General features: G+C 38.0%; 25 protein-coding genes and 2 pseudogenes. 17 read left to right on the top strand and 10 right to left on the bottom strand.

Annotated elements, in window-relative coordinates:
- Positions 1-54 precede the first annotated feature (54 nt).
- From NYR60_RS01925 to NYR60_RS01870, 12 genes and pseudogenes are all read left to right on the top strand, one after another.
- A complete protein-coding gene (locus tag NYR60_RS01925) occupies positions 55-504 on the top strand; it encodes a TPM domain-containing protein (RefSeq protein ID WP_279467473.1) in 450 nt (149 codons plus the stop codon).
- The gene (locus NYR60_RS01920) at positions 501-1,328 is read left to right on the top strand and encodes a TPM domain-containing protein (RefSeq protein ID WP_279467472.1); all 828 of its coding nucleotides are present in this window, start codon (positions 501-503) and stop codon (positions 1,326-1,328) included. Before NYR60_RS01925 ends, NYR60_RS01920 begins: the two co-directional genes overlap by 4 nt.
- Positions 1,329-1,546: 218 nt before the next feature.
- Positions 1,547-4,186, top strand: coding sequence for a phosphoenolpyruvate carboxylase (gene ppc, locus NYR60_RS01915; protein WP_279467470.1), 2,640 nt, complete (start codon positions 1,547-1,549; stop codon positions 4,184-4,186).
- A 164-nt stretch (positions 4,187-4,350) separates the two neighbouring features.
- On the top strand, positions 4,351-4,944 hold the full coding sequence (gene lptC, locus NYR60_RS01910; protein WP_279467468.1) for an LPS export ABC transporter periplasmic protein LptC: 594 nt from the start codon (positions 4,351-4,353) through the stop codon (positions 4,942-4,944).
- Between the two features lie 26 nt (positions 4,945-4,970).
- Positions 4,971-5,471: pseudogene (lptA, locus tag NYR60_RS01905) on the top strand (lipopolysaccharide transport periplasmic protein LptA); the annotation flags it as partial.
- A gap of 12 nt (positions 5,472-5,483) precedes the next feature.
- The gene (gene lptB, locus NYR60_RS01900; protein ID WP_279467952.1) at positions 5,484-6,209 is read left to right on the top strand and encodes an LPS export ABC transporter ATP-binding protein; all 726 of its coding nucleotides are present in this window, start codon (positions 5,484-5,486) and stop codon (positions 6,207-6,209) included.
- 51 nt (positions 6,210-6,260) lie between these two features.
- Positions 6,261-6,776 carry a PTS sugar transporter subunit IIA gene (locus NYR60_RS01895; RefSeq protein WP_279467466.1) on the top strand — a complete coding sequence of 172 codons (516 nt, stop codon included), beginning with the start codon at positions 6,261-6,263 and terminating at the stop codon, positions 6,774-6,776.
- Positions 6,777-6,806: 30 nt separating this feature from the next.
- Positions 6,807-7,673 (top strand): RNase adapter RapZ, encoded by an 867-nt coding sequence (gene rapZ / locus NYR60_RS01890; RefSeq protein WP_279467464.1) that lies wholly within the window; start codon positions 6,807-6,809, stop codon positions 7,671-7,673.
- Positions 7,674-7,752: 79 nt separating this feature from the next.
- Complete coding sequence (locus NYR60_RS01885; RefSeq protein WP_279467462.1) at positions 7,753-8,934, top strand: FAD-dependent monooxygenase; 1,182 nt, start codon at positions 7,753-7,755, stop codon at positions 8,932-8,934.
- 139 nt (positions 8,935-9,073) lie between these two features.
- Positions 9,074-9,559 carry a hypothetical protein gene (locus NYR60_RS01880; RefSeq protein ID WP_279467460.1) on the top strand — a complete coding sequence of 162 codons (486 nt, stop codon included), beginning with the start codon at positions 9,074-9,076 and terminating at the stop codon, positions 9,557-9,559.
- A gap of 79 nt (positions 9,560-9,638) precedes the next feature.
- Positions 9,639-10,358 (top strand): lipoprotein Hlp, encoded by a 720-nt coding sequence (locus NYR60_RS01875; RefSeq protein ID WP_279467459.1) that lies wholly within the window; start codon positions 9,639-9,641, stop codon positions 10,356-10,358.
- 56 nt (positions 10,359-10,414) lie between these two features.
- On the top strand, positions 10,415-10,891 hold the full coding sequence (locus NYR60_RS01870) for a DNA repair protein (protein ID WP_279467458.1): 477 nt from the start codon (positions 10,415-10,417) through the stop codon (positions 10,889-10,891).
- A 32-nt stretch (positions 10,892-10,923) separates the two neighbouring features.
- On the opposite strand, the gene ubiH is transcribed toward NYR60_RS01870, so the two are convergent.
- From ubiH to selD, 3 genes are read right to left on the bottom strand one after another with little or no spacing between them, the layout of a single operon-like run.
- Entirely contained in the window at positions 10,924-12,123 is a 1,200-nt protein-coding gene (ubiH, locus tag NYR60_RS01865) for a 2-octaprenyl-6-methoxyphenyl hydroxylase (RefSeq protein WP_279467456.1), read from the bottom strand.
- Positions 12,124-12,132: 9 nt separating this feature from the next.
- The gene (locus NYR60_RS01860; protein ID WP_279467951.1) at positions 12,133-12,588 is read right to left on the bottom strand and encodes an NUDIX hydrolase; all 456 of its coding nucleotides are present in this window, start codon (positions 12,586-12,588) and stop codon (positions 12,133-12,135) included.
- Positions 12,589-12,609: 21 nt separating this feature from the next.
- The gene (selD, locus tag NYR60_RS01855) at positions 12,610-13,653 is read right to left on the bottom strand and encodes a selenide, water dikinase SelD (protein ID WP_279467454.1); all 1,044 of its coding nucleotides are present in this window, start codon (positions 13,651-13,653) and stop codon (positions 12,610-12,612) included.
- A gap of 172 nt (positions 13,654-13,825) precedes the next feature.
- Between selD and NYR60_RS01850 the strand changes: the two genes are divergently transcribed.
- Positions 13,826-14,614, top strand: a complete 789-nt coding sequence (locus NYR60_RS01850; protein WP_279467453.1) for a cell division protein — start codon at positions 13,826-13,828, stop codon at positions 14,612-14,614.
- A 17-nt stretch (positions 14,615-14,631) separates the two neighbouring features.
- On the top strand, positions 14,632-15,486 hold the full coding sequence (locus NYR60_RS01845) for a cell division protein FtsZ (protein ID WP_279467451.1): 855 nt from the start codon (positions 14,632-14,634) through the stop codon (positions 15,484-15,486).
- A 57-nt stretch (positions 15,487-15,543) separates the two neighbouring features.
- On the opposite strand, the gene NYR60_RS01840 is transcribed toward NYR60_RS01845, so the two are convergent.
- The 5 genes from NYR60_RS01840 to NYR60_RS01820 form a co-directional block, all read right to left on the bottom strand.
- Positions 15,544-16,284: a PP2C family protein-serine/threonine phosphatase gene (locus NYR60_RS01840; protein ID WP_279467449.1), complete on the bottom strand. Its 741-nt coding sequence runs from the start codon at positions 16,282-16,284 to the stop codon at positions 15,544-15,546.
- Positions 16,277-16,996, bottom strand: coding sequence for a Sir2 family NAD+-dependent deacetylase (gene cobB, locus NYR60_RS01835; protein ID WP_279467448.1), 720 nt, complete (start codon positions 16,994-16,996; stop codon positions 16,277-16,279). Before cobB ends, NYR60_RS01840 begins: the two co-directional genes overlap by 8 nt.
- A 3-nt stretch (positions 16,997-16,999) precedes the next feature.
- On the bottom strand, positions 17,000-17,953 hold the full coding sequence (locus NYR60_RS01830; protein WP_279467447.1) for a 5' nucleotidase, NT5C type: 954 nt from the start codon (positions 17,951-17,953) through the stop codon (positions 17,000-17,002).
- Positions 17,954-18,067: 114 nt separating this feature from the next.
- A complete protein-coding gene (locus tag NYR60_RS01825) occupies positions 18,068-18,898 on the bottom strand; it encodes an SIR2 family NAD-dependent protein deacylase (RefSeq protein WP_279467446.1) in 831 nt (276 codons plus the stop codon).
- Positions 18,899-18,990: 92 nt separating this feature from the next.
- Positions 18,991-21,045, bottom strand: coding sequence for an AAA family ATPase (locus NYR60_RS01820; RefSeq protein WP_279467444.1), 2,055 nt, complete (start codon positions 21,043-21,045; stop codon positions 18,991-18,993).
- 214 nt (positions 21,046-21,259) lie between these two features.
- Between NYR60_RS01820 and rhuM the strand changes: the two are divergent.
- A pseudogene (gene rhuM / locus NYR60_RS01815) lies at positions 21,260-22,243 on the top strand (RhuM family protein).
- 56 nt (positions 22,244-22,299) lie between these two features.
- On the opposite strand, the gene NYR60_RS01810 reads toward rhuM, so the two are convergent.
- Entirely contained in the window at positions 22,300-23,268 is a 969-nt protein-coding gene (locus NYR60_RS01810; RefSeq protein ID WP_279467442.1) for a helix-turn-helix transcriptional regulator, read from the bottom strand.
- A gap of 133 nt (positions 23,269-23,401) precedes the next feature.
- Between NYR60_RS01810 and prfB the strand changes: the two genes are divergently transcribed.
- A protein-coding gene (prfB, locus tag NYR60_RS01805) for a peptide chain release factor 2 (protein ID WP_279467440.1) occupies positions 23,402-24,500 on the top strand; the annotation gives its coding sequence in 2 pieces (ribosomal slippage) (positions 23,402-23,476 and positions 23,478-24,500; 1,098 coding nt in all).
- A gap of 69 nt (positions 24,501-24,569) precedes the next feature.
- Entirely contained in the window at positions 24,570-25,550 is a 981-nt protein-coding gene (locus NYR60_RS01800) for an AEC family transporter (RefSeq protein WP_279467439.1), read from the top strand.
- Positions 25,551-25,634: 84 nt separating this feature from the next.
- Here NYR60_RS01800 and NYR60_RS01795 read toward each other — a convergent pair whose 3' ends face one another.
- Positions 25,635-26,723, bottom strand: coding sequence for a 5-methyltetrahydropteroyltriglutamate--homocysteine S-methyltransferase (locus NYR60_RS01795; RefSeq protein ID WP_279467438.1), 1,089 nt, complete (start codon positions 26,721-26,723; stop codon positions 25,635-25,637).
- Positions 26,724-26,753: the final 30 nt, after the last annotated feature.

Below are 26,753 nucleotides of genomic sequence, written 5' to 3'. Positions count from 1 at the left end.
AGCACGGAATGTCCGGATAGATTCTATGTTTTCCGTGAATTTTATGATAACGATATGAAATTATTTTCTTTTCTTTCAAATAAATTGCCTGTTGATACTCAGCGTATCGAACAGGCAATTTCACATTTAGAGCAACAAACCTCTGCCGAATTACGCGTAGTTGTCGAACGTAAAAGTAAAGCAAAAGCCGATGCTATCACTCGAGCAAATCAACTTTTCGATGAATTAAAAATGCGAGAAACTGCTGAACGTAACGGCGTACTGATTTATCTCTCTTTTAAACCACACAACTTAGCGATTGTCGGCGATAAAGCGATTCACGAAAAAGTCGGCCAAGTTTTTTGGCAATCGGTTTATGATGCGATGAAACAACAATGTCAACAAGCGGATTATACTCAAGCAATTTGTGACGGCATTAAACAAGTGGAAGCACAGTTAGTCACTTATTTTCCTCGTTGTGATAATGATACGAATGAATTGTCAAATGAGGTGGTAATTAAATGATAAAAGCGTTCTTTAAGCCGATTTGGTTTATCCTTTTGGTATTTTTCACATTAAAAGCTACTGCTGCAGATAACTACCCTGCTGCACCGAATCCTTTTTATTATGTGACCGATTACACCAAAACCTTAACTCAACAAGAATGGCGAACTTTAGAAGATGCGCTAATTGCTAACCGTACGAAAACCAGCTCGCAAATTATTGTGGTAATTGTGCCATCAACCAATGGCGAAGATGTCGCAAGTTATTCGCATAACTTATTTAATAAATGGGGCATTGGTCGCACCAAAAATAATGAGAATAACGGCGTATTATTACTGATTGCAAAAAACGATCGAAAACTGTTTATTGCAACCGGTCGAGGCTTAGAAGGTGCATTGCCTGATGCGATTGCTTCAACCATTATTCGCCACAACATTACACCCTATTTCAAACAAAACTTATATGCGGAAGGGATTGCCAGCGGTTTATCGGCGATTATGGCGGCAATTAACGGCGAATATGCCGCTTATGATAGTTATGGAGAAGACGCAGGTGAAGAATCTTTAGAGCAAATTGACGGTCTACTGTTCTTCCTTGTTGCCGGTATTGTGATTTTCTTAATTTTCCGACCAGGAAGAAATACGCAATATATTAGCCCAAGTGCCGCAGATCAATTAGGTAGAATCATCATCAATTCATCTCGCCATAGAGGTGGATTCGGCGGTGGCTTTGGTGGCGGTTCTTCCGGCGGATTTGGAGGAGGCTTCGGCGGAGGAAGTCGAGGTAGCGGTGACAGCTTCGGCGGAGGTTCTTCCGGCGGTGGCGGTGCAGGCGGTAGCTGGTAAACAAGCATCTCAAACTCATTATAAGCGGTTAAATTTTGGGGAAAATTTTCAAAAAAACTTCCTAAATTTGACCGCTTTATTTTTTATTTAAAGTAAATAGCATTATTTATTGCGTTTTATCATTATTTCATAAAATTAATTAATTCCTTATTGCTATTTTGCCTATTTTTAGGTATATCTACCCCTAATTAAATTTATGCAATACATAGGAAAAAATTATGAACCAGCCATACTCCGCTATGCGTAACAACATCCATATGCTTGGTGATTTTTTAGGCGAAACCATCCGTGAAGCCCAAGGTAACGACATTTTAGAATTGATAGAAAGTATTCGTGTACTTTCAAGAGATTCCCGAGCTGGTAACGAAAAAGCACGTGAGCAGTTACTAGATAAATTGGCGAATATCTCGACTGAAGACGTATTACCTGTTGCACGTGCATTTAGCCAATTCTTAAACCTCACCAATATTGCCGAACAATATCAGACTATCTCACGTCATCATCAAGACGCATCATTAGGTAACCGTTCATTAGGTGCTTTATTTGCTCGTTTAAAAGCACAAAATACACCGGTTGAAACCGTCATCAAAACCGTTGAGAAATTATTGGTTGAATTGGTGTTAACCGCACACCCAACCGAAGTTACCCGCCGTTCATTAGTACATAAACATGTTGAAATCAATAAATGCTTGGGCCAATTAGAACATGATGATTTAACCGATGCGGAACAAACCAAACTTAAACGCCGTTTAATGCAATTGATTGCGCTTGCATGGCATACCAATGAGATCCGTGCGGCACGTCCAACACCAGTTGATGAAGCTAAATGGGGCATGGCAATTATTGAAAACAGCTTATGGAAAGCCGTACCTGATTTCTGCCGTGAACTGAATTTCCAATTAGAAAAACATTTTGGTGTACAACATGACGTAGCGCTTGCTCCGGTACGTTTCTCTTCTTGGATGGGCGGTGACCGCGACGGTAACCCGTTTGTTACCTCGGAAGTGACACGCAAAGTGTTACACATGAACCGTTGGAAAGCAGCAGAGTTATTTTTAAATGATATCAGTGATTTAGCCGAAGAGCTTTCCATTGTACAGTGTACGCCTGAATTCCGTGCAAAATATGGTGATCATGTTGAACCGTATCGTGTTGTGGTTAAAGGATTACGTGCAAAATTACAGAAAACTCTCACTTACTTTGGCGAGCTTATTGAAGGCAAAGTAACTACTATTGATCCAAACGAAATTATCACTTGTGACAATGAATTATGGGAACCGCTTTATGACTGCTACCGGTCATTACACGCTTGCGGTATGCGTATTATTGCAAATGGTGGTTTATTAGACTGCTTACGCCGTATTCGTTGCTTCGGCTTAGGCTTATCTCGTTTAGATATTCGCCAAGAAAGTACCCGTCATGAAATGGCAATTGCTGAAATTACTCGCTATATCGGTTTAGGCGATTACGCACAATGGACCGAAGACGACAAACAAGCATTCTTAGTACGTGAATTAAGCTCTCGCCGTCCTTTAGTACCGACTAACTGGACACCAAGTCCTGAAACACAAGAAATTTTAGATACTTGTAAAGTGGTTGCACAACAACCTGAAGGTACAATTTCCGCTTATGTGATTTCTATGGCACGTGAAGCTTCTGATGTGTTAGCAGTACATTTATTATTAAAAGAAGCCGGCTGTAAATATACCGTACCGGTTGCACCGCTGTTCGAAACATTAGACGATTTAGACCATAGTGAAAAAGTGATGACCGATTTATTTAATATCGGCTGGTATCGTGGCGTAATCAATAATTACCAAATGGTGATGATCGGCTATTCAGACTCAGCGAAAGATGCCGGTATGTTAGCGGCAAGTTGGGCGCAATATCGTTCACAAGAAGCGTTAGTCAATTTAGCGGAAAAATATCATATCGAATTAGCCTTATTCCACGGTCGTGGCGGCACAGTCGGTCGTGGTGGTGCACCGGCACACGCTGCATTATTATCACAACCGCCTCGCTCATTAAAATCTGGTTTACGTGTCACCGAACAAGGCGAAATGATTCGTTTCAAACTCGGTTTACCAGCCGTTGCGGTAGAAACCTTAAATCTCTATGCAAGTGCCATTTTAGAAGCTAATTTATTACCACCGCCTGAACCAAAACAAGCGTGGCGAGATATTATGAACAAAGGTGCTGATATTTCATGCGAAATTTATCGCGGCGTTGTGCGTGGTGAACCGGATTTTGTCCCATATTTCCGCAGTGCGACACCGGAACAAGAATTATCCAAACTGCCGCTAGGTTCTCGTCCGGCAAAACGTAATCCGAACGGTGGTGTAGAAAGCTTACGTGCAATTCCATGGATTTTCGCTTGGATGCAAAACCGCCTGATGTTACCGGCTTGGCTCGGTGCCGGTGCAGCACTTCGTCAAATGATTGAACAGGGCGATGAAGCCACCCTTAAAGAAATGTGTAAAGAATGGCCGTTCTTCTCTACCCGTATCGGTATGCTGGAAATGGTCTTCTCAAAAGCGGATTTATGGCTTGCCGAACATTATGACCAACGTTTGGTCGCAAAAGAATTACACCGTTTGGGTAAAGAACTTCGCACGCAATTAGCGGCGGATATTCAAACTGTTCTCTCGCTTTCTCATGATGGCCAATTAATGGCAGATTTGCCTTGGATTGCAGAATCGATTGCATTACGTAATGTATATACCGATCCGCTAAACTTATTACAAGTCGAGTTATTACAACGTTTACGTAGTCAAGGAGAAACCCAAGATCCCGCTTTAGAACAAGCTCTAATGATCACGATTACCGGTATTGCCGCAGGTATGCGTAATACAGGCTAGCATTGCTAAAAAATCAGTAAAACAGACCGCTTATCTACTATAGTAAGCGGTCTTTTTTATAGAAAAGTTTACGCATTCTTACGAGATTTCTCGCTTTCGGTCGCTATATCCCTTTTAAAAATTATGTTAAAATCACAAATTGTGTTTACTCTATTTAAACGTTTATGAATATTCGACTAAATATCATTCTATTAGTAATTGTCGCAGCTCTGAGCGGTTGGTATTTCAGCCAGCAGAAGCCGGAGAATGATGGCTTAGATCAATTAATTAAAAAAGAAGGAAACCCTGACTATACCGGCAATAAAATGAGTACATCGGTATATGATATAAAAGGGAATCCGCAGTATTTCGCTCAAGCTGATGAAATAAAGCGTTATGAATCAACCGAGAGAACGGAATTTTTAAAGCCGTTTGTAGACTTATTTGATAGCAAAACAGCACTAAAACAATGGAAAGTTAGTGCCGATCACGCAGAAATTACTAAAGAAAAGATATTAAATCTAACAGGTAATGTAAAATTACAAGCACTTGAGCCGACCTCTCGTTTACAGAAAATTGAAACAGATAAATTATCAGTTGATTTAAATACACAAGATGTATTTACCGATAGTGTTGTGAAATCTGTCGGCTTAGGCTTTACTACCAGCGGGACAGGTTTAAAAGGTAATTTGAAACAACAGGTTGCAACAATTACTAAAGATGTAAAAACCTATCTTGAACCGACAATTATTCGACAATCTAACGAAAATAAAGATTAGAGATTTCGATCTCCTAAGGACATATAATGAAATTTTTAATGAAAACAGTCGTTCTCACGACTTTACTCGGAGCAAGTATTTCTGCTCATGCACTCAAAGGCGATACAGATCAACCGATTAATATTGATTCCGGAAGCCAATCTCTAGATATGAATAGTAATGTTGTTGTATTTAGCGATAATGTTGTCATTACTCAGGGTTCGATTCGAGTTACAGCAAGTAAAGTAACAATCACGCGTCAAGAGGGTAAAAAAGAAACGATTGATGCAAATGGTTCTCCCGTGACTTTCAAGCAAACACTTGATAATGGAAAACCGGTTAACGGCAAAGGCAACAATGTTCATTATGATTTAAATTCTGAGTTCTTAACCCTAATCGGCAATGCAGAATTAAAACAGCAAGGTAGTTTTATTAAAGCAAGTAAAATTACTTATGATGTCAAAAAACAGCAATTAAAAGCAACGAGCGGAAATAAATCACGTGTAAGAACCGTGTTAATTCCAAATGAATTAAACAATAAGAAAAAAATAGGTAAGTCAATGCCAACGCTTTATGCAGAACATTTAGCAAAAAGCTATAAAAATCGCCAAGTAGTAAAAGATGTCAGTTTAAATGTGAAAGCAGGGGAAATTGTCGGCTTACTTGGCCCGAACGGAGCAGGCAAAACGACCACCTTCTATATGGTGGTTGGTTTAGTTCGTCACGATCAAGGTAAAATTCGTATTGATGAGCAAGATATGAGTACCTTACCGATGCACGACAGAGCAAAACAAGGAATTGGTTATCTTCCTCAAGAAGCCTCCATTTTCCGCCGTTTAAGTGTTTATGATAACCTTATGGCTGTTTTGCAAGTGCGTAAGGATTTGAATAACCAACAACGCAAAGCACGTGCCGATGAATTAATTAGTGAATTTCATATCGAGCATATTCGTAATAGCCTCGGTCAATCACTTTCAGGCGGTGAACGTCGCCGTGTTGAAATCGCCCGAGCATTAGCAGCAAACCCACAATTTATTCTGTTGGATGAGCCTTTTGCTGGGGTTGACCCCATTTCTGTGATTGATATCAAAAAAATCATCGTTAATTTAAAAGAACGAGGCTTAGGCGTATTAATTACTGACCATAATGTACGTGAAACGCTTGATGTTTGTGAACGTGCCTATATTGTTGGTAGCGGTCAAATGATCGCAAGCGGAACACCGACAGAAGTATTAAATAATCCTGATGTAAAACGTGTTTACTTAGGCGATCAGTTTAAACTTTAACTTTTAATCTATATGGATAAGTAAATTTTTACTTATCCAAATAATAGTCATATGAAATTAACTGAATTTCTAACACCTGATAGAATCCGTCAGGGCGTACTTGTTTCAAGTAAAAAAAGAGTACTTGAATTAGCCGGTAAAATTATTGCGGAATCATTAAATAAAACAAACCCTAGTTCTGAAGAAGAGTGTGTCTGTCCAATTGAATGTTTCAGTAATTTATTTAAACGTGAGAAATTAGGTTCTACCAGTATCAATAACGGTATTGCTCTTCCTCACGCTAAATTTCCTTATTCTACATCCGAGATCGAAAAGCCAATAGCTGCTTTTATCCAGCTTGAAACACCGATTGATTACGAAGCGAGCGATAATAAAGAAGTCGATCTTATTTATGCCATTATGATCCCGGAAAATTGTTGCGAACAATACAAAAACGGCCTGCAAGAAATTGCATATAAATTAAGCGATAAAACATTAGCTAAACAATTACGTTCAGCAGATAATATTGAAGATATTTGGCAATTATTGGTTTATGCCGATACTCATATTGAAAGTCAAGTATCATAATCTTGATGTATTTTATTTTAGAGGAAAGCTATGGAATTAGTTATTATTAGCGGACGATCCGGTTCGGGAAAGTCCGTTGCATTAAGAGCTTTAGAAGATGTCGGTTATCACTGCGTAGATAATCTCCCTCTACCGCTTATTCCTCAATTAGCTGAGTTTCTTTCCAGTTCAGAGCGTTCAGCCGTTGTTAGTTTAGATATAAGGAATTTACCGGAAAATCCGCAAAGATTAGAGGAATTACTCGCTACATTATCAAAACTCACGATTAACACTAAAATTATTTTTCTTGATTGTGATCGTAACACACTTATTCGTCGTTATAGTGACACTCGTCGTTTACATCCTCTCTCAACGAAAGATCTTTCATTGGAAAGTGCGATTGATTTAGAAAGCACGTTATTAGAGCCTCTTTTTCAACACGCCAATTACATTATTGATACCACAAATATTTCTTCGCACGAGTTAGCTGAAAATTTACGCGGTATTTTAAGAGGATCCAGTGATAAAGCCCTTAAAATCGTATTTGAATCCTTCGGTTTTAAATATGGGTTGCCAGCTGATGCGGATTATGTATTTGATGTACGTTTCTTACCTAACCCACATTGGAATCCAGAATTACGTCCAATGACCGGTTTGGAGCAACCTGTCATTGATTTCTTAGAACGCCAAACCGAAGTACATAATTTTATCTACCAAACTCGTAGTTATTTGGAAATGTGGCTGCCAATGTTAGAAAAAAACAATCGTAGCTACCTTACGATTGCTATCGGCTGTACTGGTGGTAAACACCGTTCTGTATTTATCGCAGAACAACTGGCAAAATATTTCCAAAGCAGAGATAAAGATGTACAAATTCGTCATCGTAGTTTGGAAAAGCATCATAAGAAAACAAGCTAATTAACATGCGGTCAAGTCGACATAAATTTTTGCTGATTTATGTCTAAATATGACCGCTTCTCATTTATACGATACTTATATGAAATCAGCAGATATTGTCATTATTGGCGGGGGAATGGTCGGGCTTGCTCTCGCTGCATTACTAGCCGATACCGATCTTCAAATTAAAATTATTGAGCGGTACATTCCGAAAACCGACCAAACATTCTCTAATCGTGTTAGTGCGATTAATGCCACTAGCGAGAAAATGCTTAAACAGATCGGTGCATTTCAACTTATTCCGCCAGAACGTTTATCGCCTTACCAAAAAATGTCGGTATGGGAACAGGATAGTTTTGCCCGCATTGAATTTGATAATAATGATCCTGCTATTCAGCAATTAGCACTCCATCAGCTTGGATTTATTATTGAAAATAATCAAATCCAAACGGCACTATGGCAAAAAGTTAGCCAACAAAATAATGTCGAAATCATTTTAAGCGCCCCTCAAACGATTGGGATTAGTGAAAATGGTGCTTTTCTAACCTTAGAGAACGGTGAAATGATTAGTGCTAAATTAGTGGTGGGAGCAGACGGTGCGCATTCTTGGTTACGAAAACAAATTCATATTCCGCTAACGAGCAAGGATTATGAGCAAACTGCGTTAGTATGTAATGTTAAAACAGTAGAATCGCATCAATATACGGCACAACAGATTTTCTCTCCTGAGAGTATTTTGGCGTTTTTACCGTTACCGGATCAACACCTCTGTTCTATCGTATGGTCTTTGCTACCAGATAAAGCTCAACAATTACAAGCGTGTGATGAGCAACAATTCAATCGGGCGTTAACCATCGCTTTTGACAACCGTTTGGGTTTGGTTGAAGTACAAAGTGAAAGATCCATTTACCCACTTGTTGCTCGTTACGCCCGTGATTTTGCTCAATCTCGAATTGCATTAATTGGTGATGCTGCTCATACTATTCATCCGCTTGCCGGACTAGGTGTGAATTTAGGATTTGCAGATGCCATCACATTAGCAGAAGAAATCAAACAACACTCAGTAGTAGGTAATGATATTGGTGAATACCGTCATTTACGCCGCTTTGAACGAATCCGTAAAGCCGAAGCTATTAAATTATTAACGGCAATGGAAGGATTAAAGCAACTGTTTAACGGCAATCATCCGCTCAAAAAATTTATTAGGGGTGTCGGGTTATCAGTAACTGATCAATTACCACCGTTGAAAAAATTTTTCTTAGCTCAAGCTGTTGGTATTTAACCTAATTGCTTACTTTTTAACCAAACAACTAAGGTATACAAGTTTTTACTGAACTACTCTTTTCAGTACTGGTCTATTATCGGGTACAATCAACAGCTTCCCTTTAAGGGAATTTTAATCTTATTTTTAAGGAATACTAATGAAAAAATTAGCAACACTTGGTGCAGTAGCACTTTTAGCATTCAGCGTAACAGCATGTAACAAAGCAGATCCTGCTGCAGATTATAAAAAATTCCAAGAGTGGTACCAAATGCAAGAGAAAACTCAAGCGACTGCTCAAGCTGAGTTCCAAAAACAATTAACTGAAGTAATGGGTCAACAACAAAAAGATCCTAAAGCGTTAGAAACGTTATTAAACAGTTTCGCAGGTAAAGTACAAGAAACATTAAAAAGTTTAGATACTATTGATGTAAAAAGCGAAGAAATTAAAGCATTAAAAGATAAAACTAAAGCAGTTTTAGGTTTATCAAACGAAGTCTTAACCGAACAAGTAAAACTGATGGCAGCACCAACAGCTGATCAAGCTGCTCAACAGGCAATTCAAGCTAAAACTCAACAGTTAACTCAAACAGCTCAAGAACTTCAAAAATTACAAGCTGATTTAAAAGCAAAATTTGAAAAATAATTTTGCGAATCTAAGCTAAAATAAATCAAGGTTAGTGCCGAAAAGGTACTAGCCTTTTTCCACATAAATAGGTAATAAAATGACAAAATTCACAAAAATTAGTGCCACAGCATTATTTGCTTTGTTTTTAACTGCTTGTGATAAGCCGGCTAATAAAACTACTGAACCAGCGACACAAGCCCCAGCAACTCAAACACAACCGGAAGCGACAAAACCAGTTGAAAAAGCTGCGGATACCGGTGCGGAAGATTACAAAAAATTCCAAGAATGGCAACAAGTGCAAGAGAAATCTATCGGTGATGCAATTAATGCAGAAATCGAAAAATTAGGTGAAAAAGCAAAAGATGCTGCACTTATTCAAGATACAATGAATAAAGCTGTGCTTGCTCAAATTGAAAATATCCAAAAAAGTGCCGCGACTTTAGATATCAAAGATGCACAAGTAAATGCACTGAAAGATAAAGCACTTGAAGCTATGGCATTAGGTGCTAAAATGATTGCTGAAAATGATAAACTTGCAAAAAATCCAACACCTGAAGCACATAAAGCATTTAGTGAATTACAAGCTCAATTAGATAAGATTGCAACGGAAGGTCAAAAAATTGAGGCTGAACTAACTGCGAAATATGGCCCAGCTCCAGCTCCAGCTCCAGCTCCAGCTCCAGCTCCAGCTCCAGCTCCAGCTCCAGCTCCAGCTCCAGCTCCAGCTCCAGCTCCAGCTCCAGCTCCAGCTCCAGCTCCAGCTCCAGCTCCAGCTCCAGCTCCAGCTCCAGCTCCAGCTCCAGCTCCACAAAAATAATATTTACCGGCTAGGCTTCTGCCTAGCCTTTTTACATTAAATTAATACCGCCCAAAATGTACAACATAATAAAAACGATACTTTCTTTTGTTATTTTTTTAAGTCTTACTGCCTGTACCTCAATACAAAAAAACCACTCTCCACAAGCTGATTTTCAACGCTTTCATCATTGGGATGAAGTTTACGGTAATGATTATATTCAAGCGACCGCATTTGCAATGTATGGGTTAGAAACTGCCAAAAATTCTCATGCCCGAATTGAGGCAATGCAGCATTATTTAGAAGAAGTCGATACCATTCAGGCTTCTTTAGACTATTTGGATATCCAAAATAATGAAATTCTTCCCATTAAAAATATTGGATTAAGGGCTTTGCAATTAAGCCAAGAAACCTTCAGAGATATGATTAAATTAGAATCTCAACCTAATGAAGCCTTGGCTCAATCAGTTCAAGATAAAGGGAAAATGATTACCCAATTAGGTAATGAAATCTCACATGAAAAATTAAAATTAATAAAAAAATATCAACTATAAACCAAAGGACGCTAAATGCGTCCTTTTCTTTTTTATTGCCAACCTAGCGCTTTATTTGCGATATTTTCTCGCAATAACTTGCTATGCGAAATCGCCAATAATCCTAAATTCCTGACCGCTTGCAACGGTAAAAAATCGCAAGAAAATAATGAAACCAGACCGCTTGTTAATCTGATAATTTGTGTCTGATCTAACTTTCTTGATTGTTCAAATTGATTTAACAATGCAAATTCGCCTAAGTCTTTGCCTTCTGCAGAGGCTTTTGCCAACAGTTGTGCAAGGGTAAACAGATCTCGCATTCCAAGATTAAAGCCTTGCCCCGCAACCGGATGCAATAATTGTGCAGCATTACCGACTATCGCCAAACGATGATGAATATGCGATTGTGCTTTTTGCGAAGTGAGCGGATAAACAAACCGCTTGCTGACTTGCTTGAACCGCCCTAATTTCCAACCAAATTGCTGCTGTAATTGTGAAAGAAAATCTTCATCGGCAAGGCTCAGCAAATCTTCTGCTTGTTTCACACACCAAACTAATGACATTCGATTATCACTTAACGGCAATAAGGCTAACGGCCCTTGCGTCGTAAAACGTTCAAAAGCCTGTCCTTGATGCGGTTCACTAATTTCTACATTGGCAATCAAAGCTGATTGTTGATAATCCTTCAATAACTCGGTATCAACGCCACATTGTAGAGCAATCTGGGATTGAACCCCGTCTGCTGCCACCATTAATTGTGTACGAATTTGTTCACCACTTTGCAGTCTAATCAAAACCTCCGTTTGTGACCGTTCAAAATGAGTAATTTGATTCGGGCAAAAGCAATGAATATTTGGTTGTCGCTCAATACAAGCGGTTAAAATTTTGCCTAATTTCGCAAGTTCAACCACAACGCCTAATTGTGCTACATTTAGTTCACTCGCTTTTAATGTCGTTTTACCGAAATGTCCGAGATCCGATACTTGAATCTGCTGAATCGGTGTCGCAATTTGCTGAATTTGTTCGGCAAGTGAGTTGCCGACAAGCGGTCGAATTTGAGCAAATTTTTGCAAACTGCCTTGTGCTAAAGCGATACTACGAGCATCAAAGCCACCCTGTTGCGTGTAATTAGGCAACTGTTTTTCAACGATTGCAATCCGCATCTTATGTTGTGATAAGCTGCTTAACGCCAATGCCAACACAGAACCAGTCACTGCCCCACCGACAATAACCACATCAAATTGTTCGCCCATTTCCACCTCTTATTCAAACACACGCAACACATCAAGCGGATAGCTTTCTCCGCTCAAGTAATCTTCGATTGACTGACTAACTAATGGATTACGTTCGCATTGTCCCTCTTGCTGAATAAAGTGCTTAAACTCTTCCAAACTTAGCCAAAAACCTTGGGTAATATCACTATCTTGCGGTGAAATTGGTGCAAAGTCGTCTAGCTCAACCGCAAATACAAAACGTAAATAATCGGTCTGTGAACGAGGTGCATGCCATTGATAAATCTTAATTAAACGTTGGGCTTCAGCACGAATCCCTGTTTCCTCAAATAACTCTCTACTCGCCCCTTCTAACAACGTTTCATTTGCTTCCAAATGCCCTGCCGGTTGGTTTAAAGTTCGCTTACCGTATTCGATTTCTTCCACAAATAAAAATTTACCTTTGCAATGCACTACACAGGCTAACGTGATATTCGGTTTATGCATATTCATTCCTCACTTTTCCGCTTAAATGACCTCAATTAACGGCTTCGCATCGTTCGCTTCAAGTAAACGCCCTACCCTAAATAAAGACACATTGGCTTGTTTGGCAATTTGTTGTACCTTTTCAACCGCTTGCGGACGTACCGCAATCAACAAACCGCCTGATGTTTGCGGATCACACAAAATCGCCTTTTGCTCATCGGTCATGGCTGAAATCAGATGCCCATAACTATCAAAGTTACGATTTGTTCCGCCCGGTACTGCACCTTGAGCGATATAGTCTTTTACACCGTCTAGCGTATGTACTTCAGCAAAATTCACTTCGGCACGCAGATTAGAGCCTTGGCAAATTTCGCTCAAATGCCCTAACAAACCAAAACCGGTTACATCCGTCATTGCCGTCACCTCTGCTAATTGTGAAAATTGTGCGCCAATCAAATTAATCTGACACATCACATCACGTGCAAGATTCTGATGTTCCGCTTTTAATAAACCTTTTTTCTCAGCAGTTGTCAGCACACCGATACCGAGTGGTTTAGTTAAAAACAGTTCGCAACCGGCTTGTGCCGAAGCATTCCTTTTCACCTGTTCGGTACTGACCATACCGGTTACCGCTAGACCAAAAATCGGCTCAGGCGAATCAATCGAATGGCCGCCGGCTAAAGCAATACCGGCTTGCTGACAAGCAAAACGCCCACCCTCCACAATTTTTTGCGCCACTTCCGCCGGCAACTTGTTTACCGGAAAGCCTAAAATTGCAATCGCCATAATCGGCTTACCGCCCATTGCAAATACATCACTTAACGCATTTGCTGCCGCAATACGCCCGAAATCAAATGGATCATCCACAATTGGCATAAAAAAGTCCGTCGTGCTGATAATGCCAACACCATTACCGATATCATACACGGCGGCATCATCAGCGGTTTCATTACCCACTAATAAATTCGGATCAACAAATTTTTCAAGCTGACTTTGTAAAATTGTCCCTAACACCTTAGGAGAAATTTTACAGCCTCAACCGGCACCGTGACTGTATTGCGTCAAACGAATCGGTTCTTCCGCCATTTTATACCTCGTAATCTATTTCTGAATTTTGTTATTGTACGCCAACAAGCGGTCAGATTTGAGTGATTTTTTATAAAAATAATCGCCGTGATTCAAAACGACACGAAATGTCGCATTAATCTTTTACGATAACGGCTGATAAATTACATTTTGGTTATATAGGTCACTGAATATGTTTCGTAAAATTTGTTCTTTCTTTAAAAGTTTTCAGCAAAAAAACTCACAAACTAAAACCGTTTCACAACCGCAATCTAGTCAATCGCCCAAAGTTACAATATTGCCTAAAAAATATAGAAAACGTTATCCGATCATCACCCTAAAACCCTCCTTAATTACACCGAGAAATAATCGTATTACCGTTACGCCTGAAAGTAAGATTCGCTTTATCGGTATTGGCAGTGCCAGGCAAAATATCTTAATGGAAGTAGCAAATGTTTTACCTGAACAGGATTATCTATTAATCAATACCAATCTGATTTCTCTACGTAAATCATCGTTTAATACGCTACATATAGGCAATTCTCCTGTGGGTTGCGGCCCCGATCCGCTACTTGCTCAAGAAGCGGTGAAAATAAGTGAACCGCAACTTATTGAAGCAGTCACCGGACAAGATATTATCGTTTTATTTTGTGGTTTAGGCGGAGGAAATGGTACGGGTATTGCTCCGGAAATAGCTCGTTTGGCCAAAGCACAGGGCTGTCAAGTTTTGGCATTTATCGTCACACCTTTTTATTTTGAGGGTAATAAACGTAGCCGATTGGTCTATTTCGCCAAACAAAAATTAGCAACCGCTTGTGATATTTGTGAGCTGTTTAATAACAATGATTTATTAAGGCTGGCAGATACAATCACAATGGAAAGTGCAATTCAAACACAAAATGCTCTCATTATTCAACGTATTAAGCATTATCTAGGACTTACTGCTAAACGCCCATTTCACATCAGTATCTATAAACAATAAGTCCCCTTGGAGAAAATATGTTTGTTCCAATACAAGAACCAAATAATCTAATTATTCGCCTTATCGGTATTGGCGAATCAGGCGGCAAACTTATTCAGAAAATGATAAAAAAGCCAGCTGAAAATGTGTTTTATATTGCCATTGATCACAATGAACAGCGTTTAAGTAAAGTGATGGCGCATCATAAATTACTTGTAACCTCAGTAGAACAGCAACAAAAAGCGATAGAATTACTCAAAGGTGTCGATTTCTTACTGATCTATGTTGATATTGATAATGAAGAAGACTTTAATATTGCTCAAGCATTGATTCAAACAAGCAATAACACGCTTGTAGTGATTGCTGCCCAATATTTACAAGAAAATGCTCAAATTATTGCACGTACAAAAAAACTCCATACTGATCACAGTTGCATAGTACATTTTGACTTACAGAAAGAATGTGAAATTTATCAATTAGCTGAGCAAGAAGCGAAAAGTCATCTTGAACAAAGATTAATTCAATTTTCACACCTACCGAATATAATGTCCTGCCCAGGGTTAATTAATATTGATATTCAAGATGTTTGCTCAATCCTTTCGGGAGCGGATAACGCATTTTTCATAATCGAATCTGCGTCCGGAAAAAATAGAGTAGAATTAATTATAAATAAATTTATCGAACAGGCTAAATTTAGATGTGCCAGTCAAGTTGATGCTGTACTTATCGATATACAATCAGGCTTAAATCTTGAACTTGACGAAATTAATCTAATTCTGGATGGAATTCATTCGATAAGCAATGAAGCCGGTACGATAATTTTTGGTACATCAATATCCGAATCAGACTCGGAAACTCTTACTGTTATGGGGATTTTTTCTTGTTTTTGCTAGTAAAACAAGCGGTTAAAAATACTAAATTTTTTGCAAAACAAAGCCCTCAAAAGAGGGCTATCTTCTACACACAATCACTGAGAAATCATCATTAAATCTTTGTCGTTTTACATACTTTCTATAAGCAGTAATTTTTTCTTCAATATTTTCATACTGTTGCCAAATCTGTTCTCTAATATTCTCAGGGACAAAATCAGGCAAACCGTCAGAACAAAGCAAAAGTATTTCATCTGGCTTAAGATAAAATGTTTGAGTAAAAATCTGAAAATCACTTTCTTCAAAATCCGCAATTAAGCAAGATTCCAAACCATTATATAGACCTGAATACTCTATATCCTCTATTGCGATTCCATCTGCTTTTAATCTTGAAATTAAAGTATGATCTTGGCTTATCTGTTGCCATTTTCCATTCGCTGAGATTTTATATGCTCGACTATTGCCAACATTAATTAAATTAACTAATCCATCATTATCTATTTGGCAAGCTACGAATGTAGTCGCACTACCTAAATATTTCTCTGAATAAGTTTCGCAAAATAATTGATGTTGATAACGTAACCAAGAAGCGGAAAGACTTTCGCAAGTTTTTAATTGATTCATAAAAAATCGGCTTGCTAACTGGGAGTTTGGGCTATGAGAAACCCCATCAGCAATACCGATAATTACGGATTCTTTCTGCAACGTGACCTTTTCTGCTAACTTCAAAATATATTGGTAAACCTCAATGCCATTAAATAATGCATCTTGGTTTACTCTTTTATGTTTAGCCGATTGTTGGGTAAAATAAATATTAAACATATTTATCCAATAATTCTCTCACAAACTTTGGCACAATTTCAGTTGCTTTTCCCTGATGGCTATAATGAAATGAGGAATGTTTTTCACTCGGTTCTAAATTCAGCTCCACCGTCACAGCACCGGCTCGATCCGCAATATTCACAAAGCCTGCTGCCGGATAAACATTACCGGAAGTACCAATCGAGATAAAGTAATCACATTCCCATAAAGCATCTTCAATACGATTCATTTGTAGAGGCATTTCCCCAAACCAAACGATATGTGGGCGTAATTTTTGAGGAGGCTGGCAGCATTGGCACAGGCTCTCATCCGTAATATCTTCTTGCCAGTCATATACCGTTCCCTTTCTTACACAACGTACTTTAAGCAGTTCTCCGTGCATATGTACAATACGTTTACTGCCCGCACGTTCGTGTAAATTATCTACATTTTGTGTTACCAATAAGAAATTATCGCCTAGCTTTTCTTCTAATTCTGCTAAGGCTAAATGTGCTGCATTAGGTTGCACATCTGCATCAAATAACCTTGCCCGGCGTGCATTATAAAAACGTTGCACTAATTCAGGATTACGCATAAATCCTTCAGGGGTTGCAACATCATCGACTTTATGATTTTCCCATAATCCGGTACTAACTCGGAATGTTTCAATTCCTGATTCCGCAGAAATCCCCGCCCCGGTTAAAACCACCACTTTTGGTAAATTTTTATTCATTATTTACTCCTTCAAATTTTTAAGATTACCTTGAATAGCCTCATCTATTTTACGCTTATACTCAAGTCCTCTCCCAGTAGTAGGGTAACTCACAAAACATTTTTCTACTTTTTCTAGTTGAATAAAGGAACATTTTTTAAAATCAGCAAATAAACTTAATGAATTTAAAAATGACGTATTATCTTTAGCATATTCAATAAATTCTCGTGAATACATTTTTTGCCACTTATTTACAATCTGTTTAAATGTTTTATAACGTTTATGATTAATTAAACAATAAACCACTCCCTCTTGAGTATGAATTTCATAACGTAAACAAGCCATTTTCTCTTGTAAAAATGTAGATAAATTGAATGAGGAATGTTCAGGACGTTTACTTTGTTCCGTAGATAAATTACGTTCCCCATTTGGGTAAATAAAAACTTTTTCGTCTTTTGAATGTAGTGACCAAATTTGATTCATTAATGCCAAATTTTTAGCTAACTTAACCTCGATATTTTTATATAATTTAGCTTCTGATAATAAATAATCTGTGATAGCTTGCCAATTTGCATATTCTTTACCAAACTGTAAAAGCGTTCCTTTAAAATAACCAGCGCCGTTTGCCGTTCTATCATCAATCAAATACTCACCTGCATTTAAGTTTTTATGATGGCTTAGAATTAAACGCTTATAAAATACATCACCAAAATAAGTTTTAATCCAATTTAATTTATCTGACCACGCGCTAGGGTTTTCCCACGGAGCAGTAGATAATACGTAAATGTCGTAGTGTTCTTTTAAGTGTTCTACGGCTTCTATTGCACCATTCATTGGCTTCATGAGTGAAAAAATATTAGGCACGTCATCTAATCGACCTGCATATTGTTGTCGAATTTCATCAGATAATTGTTCAATACCTGATTTAAAATCGACCAGTACATTATCCATATCAATATATAAAATTGGTTTTTGCATTTTTTGCTCCTTTTATGCTTATCAAAGAATACAATAAACTAAACAACGACAATTTGTGTCATAAAAAATAAGCGGTGAAATTTTACAAATTTTCTGCAAAATTTCACCGCTTATCTATCGCCTTACTTCCCACATTGCATTAAGCGTTTTTAATGCTTCGAGAATATTCATTTCTAAACTTAAAAAATGCATTTTAGGGACTCCCGAATCTAACTTATTAACCCTAATAAGACCTGCTTTTTTAGCTTTAGCGGTGCTTTCTGAAAATCTACGGACAGTAGGAATCGTTTTCCCTGCACCAAGCTCAATAACTACTAAATTTTTTACTTGCTTTACCCAATTCTGTAATGCGATTTCTTTTGGTGCATAATGTTGTTCACAAAAGAAATAATCATCAAACATTAATACGTTTTGACGAGCCATTTCCCCACAATGGGGACAAATTGGTGTTTTATTTAATACTCGGCATTGCTGATCATCTGTGATTGGTTGAAAATCCGTTACCCAACTTTCATCATTACAGTTATAAAAGCATTGCGTACGAAAAATTGTGCCGTGAATTTCATACACTCGTTCATCTGAAAAGCCTGCCTTTTGAAAAGCACCATCAACATTGCTGGTATAAACAAAATAGCCATTCGGCATTTTTTCTGCCCAAGATCTTAAAATCGCATATCCCTCGTGTGGTGGTGTTTGGCGATATTGATTCAAACGATGCCCCCAAAACCAATAAGATAAATCGGGTCGTTCAATATATGCTTTTGGCGTTGCGATTTGCATAAAAGAGAGATGAAATTTTTCTAAGGGCGGATAAGCATTCCATAATCCGCCTGAACTACGGAAATCAGGTAACCCTGAATCTGTGCTCATTCCTGCACCCGCCGTAATTAAGATTCCATCTGCTTTGGCTAACAAAGAAATCGCATAATCAAGATCGTTTTTCATTTTTACTCCTGTTTTATTTCCATTTTTTATAAGCCATCGATAAATTATGTCGCTTAACAAAAATAAACTGTTAAAAATCGCAATAAACGAACTTAAAAACCAATTCTTCTAGGTACTTTTCCCTGTTTAAGGCGACATTCATCTTCCAATGCATCAATCCATTCATTCTCATTTTCAAAAGGAGCAAAACGGTGACGGCGAGCCACAGCAGCAAAATCACCTTGTGTTAACATAGGAAGTCGTTCAATTTTTTGCTGAACATTTTCTGTAAAATTCAATTCAAATTTAGCCGCTTGAACTTTGGCTAATGCAACACTTTGCTGCGGTTTGAGGTAATCAAACTGTAATTTTAAATCGAAACGGCGAAGTGCTGCCGGATCAAGTTCATCAAGCAAATTGGTTGAAACCACCATTAAACCTTCAAATTTTTCAATTTGTGTGAGCATTTCATTGACTTGGCTATGCTCCCAACTACGTTGTCCGCTTTGTCGAGTAAACAGAAAACTATCCACTTCATCTAAAATCAGTAACATATTCTCATTTCTTGCTCGTTCAAAAGCAGCTGCAATTTTTTGCTCCGTTCCTCCTACATACATATCCAATAAATCAGATCCTTTTAATACAAGTGGCTGCATTTCAAGCTCTTGTGCCAACCATTTTGCCCATGCCGTCTTACCTGTTCCTGGTACACCATAACAGCAAATTCGTCCGCATTTTGTTTGTTTTAATCCTTTACTGATTTTATAAATATCCACTTTGCACGAAACGAAATCCAAAGAATAGTCTGCTTGTAGGCTGTCAGTAAGCGGTTCGATTTTCTTAAAACCTTGTGCCTGCAATGTTTGATTGAATAGCGTTCTGCTCTGTTCGGCAAAGGCTACTTGACTGTTAAGTTTAAGGCTGGTAACGACTTTTAATGTTCGTTCTAATATTGCCGGAGATAAGGCTGGAATTTTCGCAAAATGCTGAATATAACGTTCAGATAACTGTTCTCCGGCTAAGTTACGAATTAAATGTTCTTTCTGCTTATAAGGTAAATCAGGCATTTCAAAAATAATATCAAAACGACGTAAATAGGCGTTGTCCATACTATGGATATCATTTGAAATCCAAATCATAGGGACAGGATTATTTTCTAAAAAATGGTTTACCCACGCTTTATTCGATTGTGCAACAGAACGTTCAAATAAGCCGGCTGAAAATACATCTTCAATCTCATCAAAAATGATAATACCACTGCGATCCGTTAATAATTTTTGTGCTAATACACAGCTGTTCAGACGTGTCTTTGCATTTAGCGTTTCACCATCACTATCTGAGAAATGTAGCATATAAGTATCAATTTGAAGTAGCTTACCTAATAAAGTTGCAAATTCGGTTTTACCCGTTCCAGGTAAGCCGTGAAGTAAAATATTTACACCTTTTTTATGCGTATCAACCGCTTGTCGGAGATAATTCAGCATAATTTGTTGCATGGATTGAATATGTTCAAAATCAGCTAATGTCAAATGTGGCTCTGCCGCCGGAATTAAGCAACGAGCTAATAGACTTTTTTCCGTTAATGGTTCATTAAGAAATTCATCAAAATCTAATGTCTCTCCCCATTCTAAATAACCTTCAAGATCAGTATTATGACGAGATTGCTCAATTAGCCCATAGGTTTTTAATTTTTGATTTTTTGCAAGAGCTAATTTAACGGCTGATTTATCTAGTGAACATAATTTACTGATCCAGCCAATTGCAGAAGTAATATTTACCGAACCTAAAAAATTAAATCCATTTTCAATGATCTCTTCATGCTTTAAGTGAAAAACTAATGTAAAAATCGCTTTTTCAACCTCATTCAACTCAATATATTGCGTTAATTTATTAATATTTTGATAAGCAATTTCTAACTCACTCGGCACGGAGAAAGGGCATTTTTTAATTTCTTGATAACGTTTTTGCAGCAGTAATTTCACACTCGAAATACTTTCTTGATTATCCCATTCATTATTCAACCCTAATGCATAAGCTAACGTATCATCACTCCAACCATGGGAACGAAAAAAGTGATTAAAGCCATTATGTTCACACAAAATCTTAAGTAAAAGTTTTTCAGAAAAAAGGGATACAGTTGGTGGATTTAAATTATATTCGCTACTCATAAAACGGCTCCTTTTGCTGATTTCACATCAGTAATAATAAAGGACACTACGACAATATATGTCGCATAACACTTAAAATACCCTTACAACTCTGTGACATATTATGTCGCAATATCACTGAATTTTTGTAAATCTTCGATCTATATCGCAAAACTACTCAAATATATTTCCGCATATTCCACTAAGGTAATGATGTCAATAAAAGGAGAAAAATATGACAAACCCAATCGAAATCTATCAAGCTGAAGACGGCTCAACTCAAGTTGAAGTTCGCGTTGAAAATGAAACCGTTTGGTTTTCACAAGCTCAAATGGCGAAGATTTTTGAAACCTCAACGGATAATATCAGTTTACATTTAAAGAATATTTTTAATGAGAAAGAACTAGAAGAAATTCGAACTACCAAGGATTTCTCGGTAGTTCGAGTAGAAGGTAATCGTAAAGTTACCAGATAAGTCAAACACTATAATCTTGATGCCATTATTTCTGTTGGCTATCGTGTAAAATCTAAATCCGCTACTCAATTTCGTATTTGGGCGACCACTCGTTTAAAAGATTATTTAACGAAAGGCTATGCTATTAATCAAAAACGTTTTCAACAAAATGCCTATGAATTGGAACGAGCCTTAGCTTTAATTCAAAAAACGGCAAACTCTTCGGAATTGACGATTGAAAGCGGGAGAGGGTTGGTCGATATTGTCAGTCGCTATACTCATACGTTTTTATGGTTGCAACAATATGATGAAGGATTGCTAATCGAACCTAAAGTTCAAGTTGGAGGAAAATTACCCATCATTGAACAGGCTAAACAAGCATTACACGAATTAAAGCAACTATTAATAGTTCGAGGAGAAGCCTCCGAGTTATTCGGGCTTGAGAGAGATAACGAACTTTCCGCTATTTTAGGTAATCTTGAACAGACCGTATTTGGTGAACCGGCTTATCCAAGTATTGAGGCAAAAGCAGCACATTTACTCTACTTCGTCGTCAAAAATCACCCGTTTGCTGATGGAAATAAACGAAGTGGTACTTTCTTATTTGTCGATTTTCTACATAGAAATCAACGCTTATTTAATCAAAACAATATCCCGATTATTAACGATACTGGGCTTGCGGCACTCACATTATTAGTTGCTGAATCCGATCCGAAACAGAAAGAAACTTTAATTAGATTGATTATGCATATGTTGAAAGGATAAAGTTAAGCGGTAAGATTCGCAAGATTTATTGTAAATCTTACCGCTTGCTTTTTAAATCATCCAGAAATTACGTTTCTCTCAATATCCCAAATATCCGTTCCAAATTTACGAATCCACCAAGTTAGCATTTCATTATCAGGAACAGTAGCTTGGATTCGGTAAAACGCTTCTGTTTCTTCTAAAATTTGCTGATCTTTTGAAAGCGGTGTTTCCGTTAAATGAAAACCTGCAGAATGAGAGATAGAGAAAGTCAATTTAACCATACTGCCATCACCGAAACCGAAATTTCCCTGTTCTTGATAGTGTTTAAGATTAAAATCTTTCGGATATTCAAAACTAAAAGTCGAAACTGTTGCTTTTTTAATACGATGTAAAGCAAGATGACGATAATTTTCAAACCCCTCATATTGCACAACCAAATACATTGCCCCCCCTTGTTGAACCAAAGCAAGTGGCATCACTTGTGCTTTATTTTTCTTACCGTGCTGATTTTGATATTCGACATTCAGTAATTTATTTTCAAATAATGCCGAACTGACCGCTTCAAAAATATCAGGAGAAACTTTCGCAGGAAGTAACGGCTGGCTGGTCGGTACGCTGCTGACTTTATCCAACCATTTATATTCAAGCGTTTCTTTACCAAATTGTTTTTGATAACGTGCTTCATCAAAAAACGGTTTGAGTGATTTCATTAAATTCGCCGGCAACAGATTCTTTAAATGTTCCTCCGCCAACATTAATAATAAAGATTCGTGAGCGGTTAACGTAGAAATTGCCAGTCCTTTCGCTTGTTCTTTCCAACGATAAGCATGCTGAATATCACGCTCATCTTTTTCAATATCAAAATGTTCACATAAAATATTTAATGTTCTTTGTACGGTACGAATATCTTTATCGAAACCGAGTTCTTCTAATTGGGAATGTAATTGCTTTGCAGTAATGTAACGCCCTTTTCCCTTTGGAATACGACGTAAGATTTCCAATTGGAAAAGGGTATTATGAATATTTTGGGGGCGTTTAGGCATAATTTATTCCTTTGTTTTTTTATTTATTATAGCAATGGCAGGCGGTTAAATTTGAGCATTTTTTTGCAAAATCTCCCCAAAAAACGACCGCTTGAGCTATAATTCTTGGTCAATTTTAAAAGAGGGAAAAATAATGTTTGAACTGAATCCAATTAAAACTCAATTAGCCGATTTAACCGAGCGTACCAACGTACTTCGGGGGTATCTTTGACTTTGATGCCAAAGTCGAACGCTTAGAAGAAGTTAATGCCGAATTAGAGCAGCCGGAAATTTGGAATACGCCGGAAAAAGCCCAAGCGTTAGGAAAAGAACGCTCTGCGTTAGAAATGGTGATCAATACGATTCGAGCGTTGGATCAAGGTGTGGAAGATGTTGAAGGCTTAATCGAATTAGCTGTAGAAGCAGAAGACGAAGATACGTTTAACGAAGCACAAGCTGAAGCCAACGAATTAGAAGAAAAATTAGCGAAACTTGAATTCCAACGTATGTTTAGCGGTCAGCATGATGCGGCAGATTGTTATGTCGATTTACAAGCCGGCTCAGGCGGTACGGAAGCACAAGACTGGACGGAAATGTTACTGCGTATGTATTTACGTTGGGCGGAAAGCAAAGGCTTTAAAACCGAGTTAATCGAGGTGTCGGACGGTGATGTTGCCGGTTTAAAATCGGCAACTGTTAAAATTACCGGCGAATATGCGTTTGGCTGGTTGCGTACTGAAACCGGTATTCACCGTTTAGTGCGTAAATCGCCATTTGATTCGAATAACCGCCGCCATACTTCGTTCGCTGCTGCATTTGTTTATCCGGAAATTGATGATGATATTGATATTGAAATCAATCCGGCGGATTTACGTATCGATGTGTACCGTGCGTCCGGTGCGGGCGGTCAGCACGTTAATAAAACCGAATCGGCGGTACGTATTACTCATATTCCATCCGGTATTGTGGTGCAATGTCAGAACGGTCGATCACAACACCAAAATAAAGATCAATGTATGAAGCAGCTTAAAGCAAAATTATACGAGATGGAAATGATGAAAAAGAATGCGGAAAAACAAGCGATGGAAGAAAGTAAATCGGATATTGGTTGGGGCAGCCAAATTCGTTCATACGTATTAGACGACTCTCGTATCAAAGATTTGCGTACCGGTGTTGAAAACCGTAATACCCAAGCAGTGCTTGACGGTGATTTAGACAAATTTATTGAAGCCAGCCTTAAAGCAGGGCTTTAATTACAAGCGGTTAAATTTGTAAAAAATTTTGCAAATTTGACCGCTTATTTTTTACTCGGGAGCTAGGTTATGTTTTTTGAATCTTTGCAATTTAGTATAGGGGTAATGCTACCGACCATTCTATTGATGCTATTGGGTATTTTTTTACGTCGTCGTAAATTTGTTGATGATGCCTTTTGTAATACCGCCTCAAAAGTGATGTTCAATTTTGCCCTCCCTACTATGCTGTTTTTAAATGTCGTAAAAAGTCCGTTAGATTATTCCAAAGATCTTAACTTAATTTTTGCTGGCTTGAGCGGAACATTAATACTCTATTTTATTGCAGAATGGTGGGCAGCCAAATACATTCGAGAACGAGGCTATCGCTGCATTTTCACGCAAGGTGTTTTTCGTTCTAATGCAGCAATTTTAGGCTTGGCATTAACTATTAATGCCTATGGCGAAACAGGGCTTGCTAGTGCTTCTATTTATACCGCATCACTCGTGATTTTATTTAATGTCCTGAGTGTTATTACTATTTTAAACTCATTAAGTGATCAAAAACCTAATGCCTTTAAATTAGCCTTGGCAGTAACCAAGAATCCGCTGATTCAAGCCATTGTCCTTGGGATTATCGTAAATTATCTGCAAATTCCAATTCCTAAGCCGTTAATGCAAACCGCACAATCGCTTTCAAATATCACTTTACCAATGGCGTTAATTTGTATTGGTGCAACGTTAGATTTTAAAGCCTTAAGTCAATTTCGTCGCCAAAGTGCAGAAGAAAATGAATTAAATAGAGTTGTTATATATGCTTCATTTTCACGTTTAATCTTAACGCCTATTTTCTTATTTATCCTAGGAAAATGGTTCTTTGCTCTTAATCCGATGCAATTAGGTATTTTATTCATTACAGCCAGCACACCGACTGCGGCAGCAACTTATGCTATGGTAAGAGCTTATGGCGGAAGCGGAACAGGATCGGCAAACTTAATCGGCATAACAACTATTGGCTCAATGTTTACCGCCAGTTTAGGTTTACTACTTTTGCATCAATTAAATTGGATTTAAAAGCTATGCAAAATAGATAAAAAAATGACCGCTTGTAATTACTGACAAGCGGTCATTGTTACTTAAAAAGCTGCAAATGAAGAATTAATCTTCGCCCCATACTTCTTTCGCAATTTCTTCTACGTGACGTACTTTCGCCCATTGTTGTGCTTCAGTCATCACATTACCTTCTTCAGTTGAAGCGAAACCACATTGCGGACTTAAGCAAAGTTGCTCAAGCGGTACATATTTCGCTGCTTCCGCAATACGTGCTTTGATCACTTCTTTGTCTTCCAATTCCGGGAATTTTGAACTCACTAAACCTAACACCACACGACCTTTATTATTCGCAAAGTGTTTTAACGGCTCAAAACCTCCAGAACGCTCATCATCATATTCTAAGAAGTAACCGTCATAATTAGTTTGACCGAATAAACCGTCAGCGATTGGATCGTAAGCACCTTCTAATAAATAAGACGATTTATAGTTACCACGGCAAACGTGAGTCGTAACGGTTAAATCTGCCGGTTTGTCTGCTAAAATCGCTTGAATATTCGCAACCGCTTGCGCTTTATCCGCTTCAAAAGTCGGCTGTTGATAATTATTACAGAGCGATCCCCAATACACATCATCAATTTGCAAATAACGGCAACCTGCATCATAAAATGCTTTAATTGCATCTTTATAAGCCTGCTGCACATCTTTAGCAAATTCTTCACGAGTTGCGTAAACACCGTGATCCCATTGTGCCGGATACATTAATTGGTTCGGGCTTGGAATGGTGAATTTTGCTACCGCTCGGCCTGCAACAATCGCATTGAATTTTTTAAAATGTTCAAGGAATGGATGGTTTGGATTCCAAGATACTTTACCGCAGCAACGCGTGTTATACGGACGTACTTCTACACCTTTGAATGCATAGGCTTTTTCAGGTACATAACCTTCGATTCCGTTCAAGTTTTCTAAGAAATCGATATGCCACCAAGAACGATGGAACTCACCGTCTGTTACCACTTGAATACCCGCATCTAATTGTGCTTGTACTAATTTTTTTACTTCTTCTTCAACAATTTCATCACGTTGCTCAAGTGAGATTTTGCCTGCTTTGTAATCTGCGTGCGCTTTTTTCCACGTATCTGTTCTTAAATACGAACCTACTGTATCAGCGTGAAAAGGTAATGTTTGATTTGCCATTTTTTACTCCGTATATTCTTATTTGTTATC

This window comes from Actinobacillus genomosp. 2 (genome assembly GCF_029773605.1).
Lineage (GTDB): Bacteria > Pseudomonadota > Gammaproteobacteria > Enterobacterales > Pasteurellaceae > Actinobacillus.
This window is presented reverse-complemented; position numbering and strand designations above follow the sequence as displayed.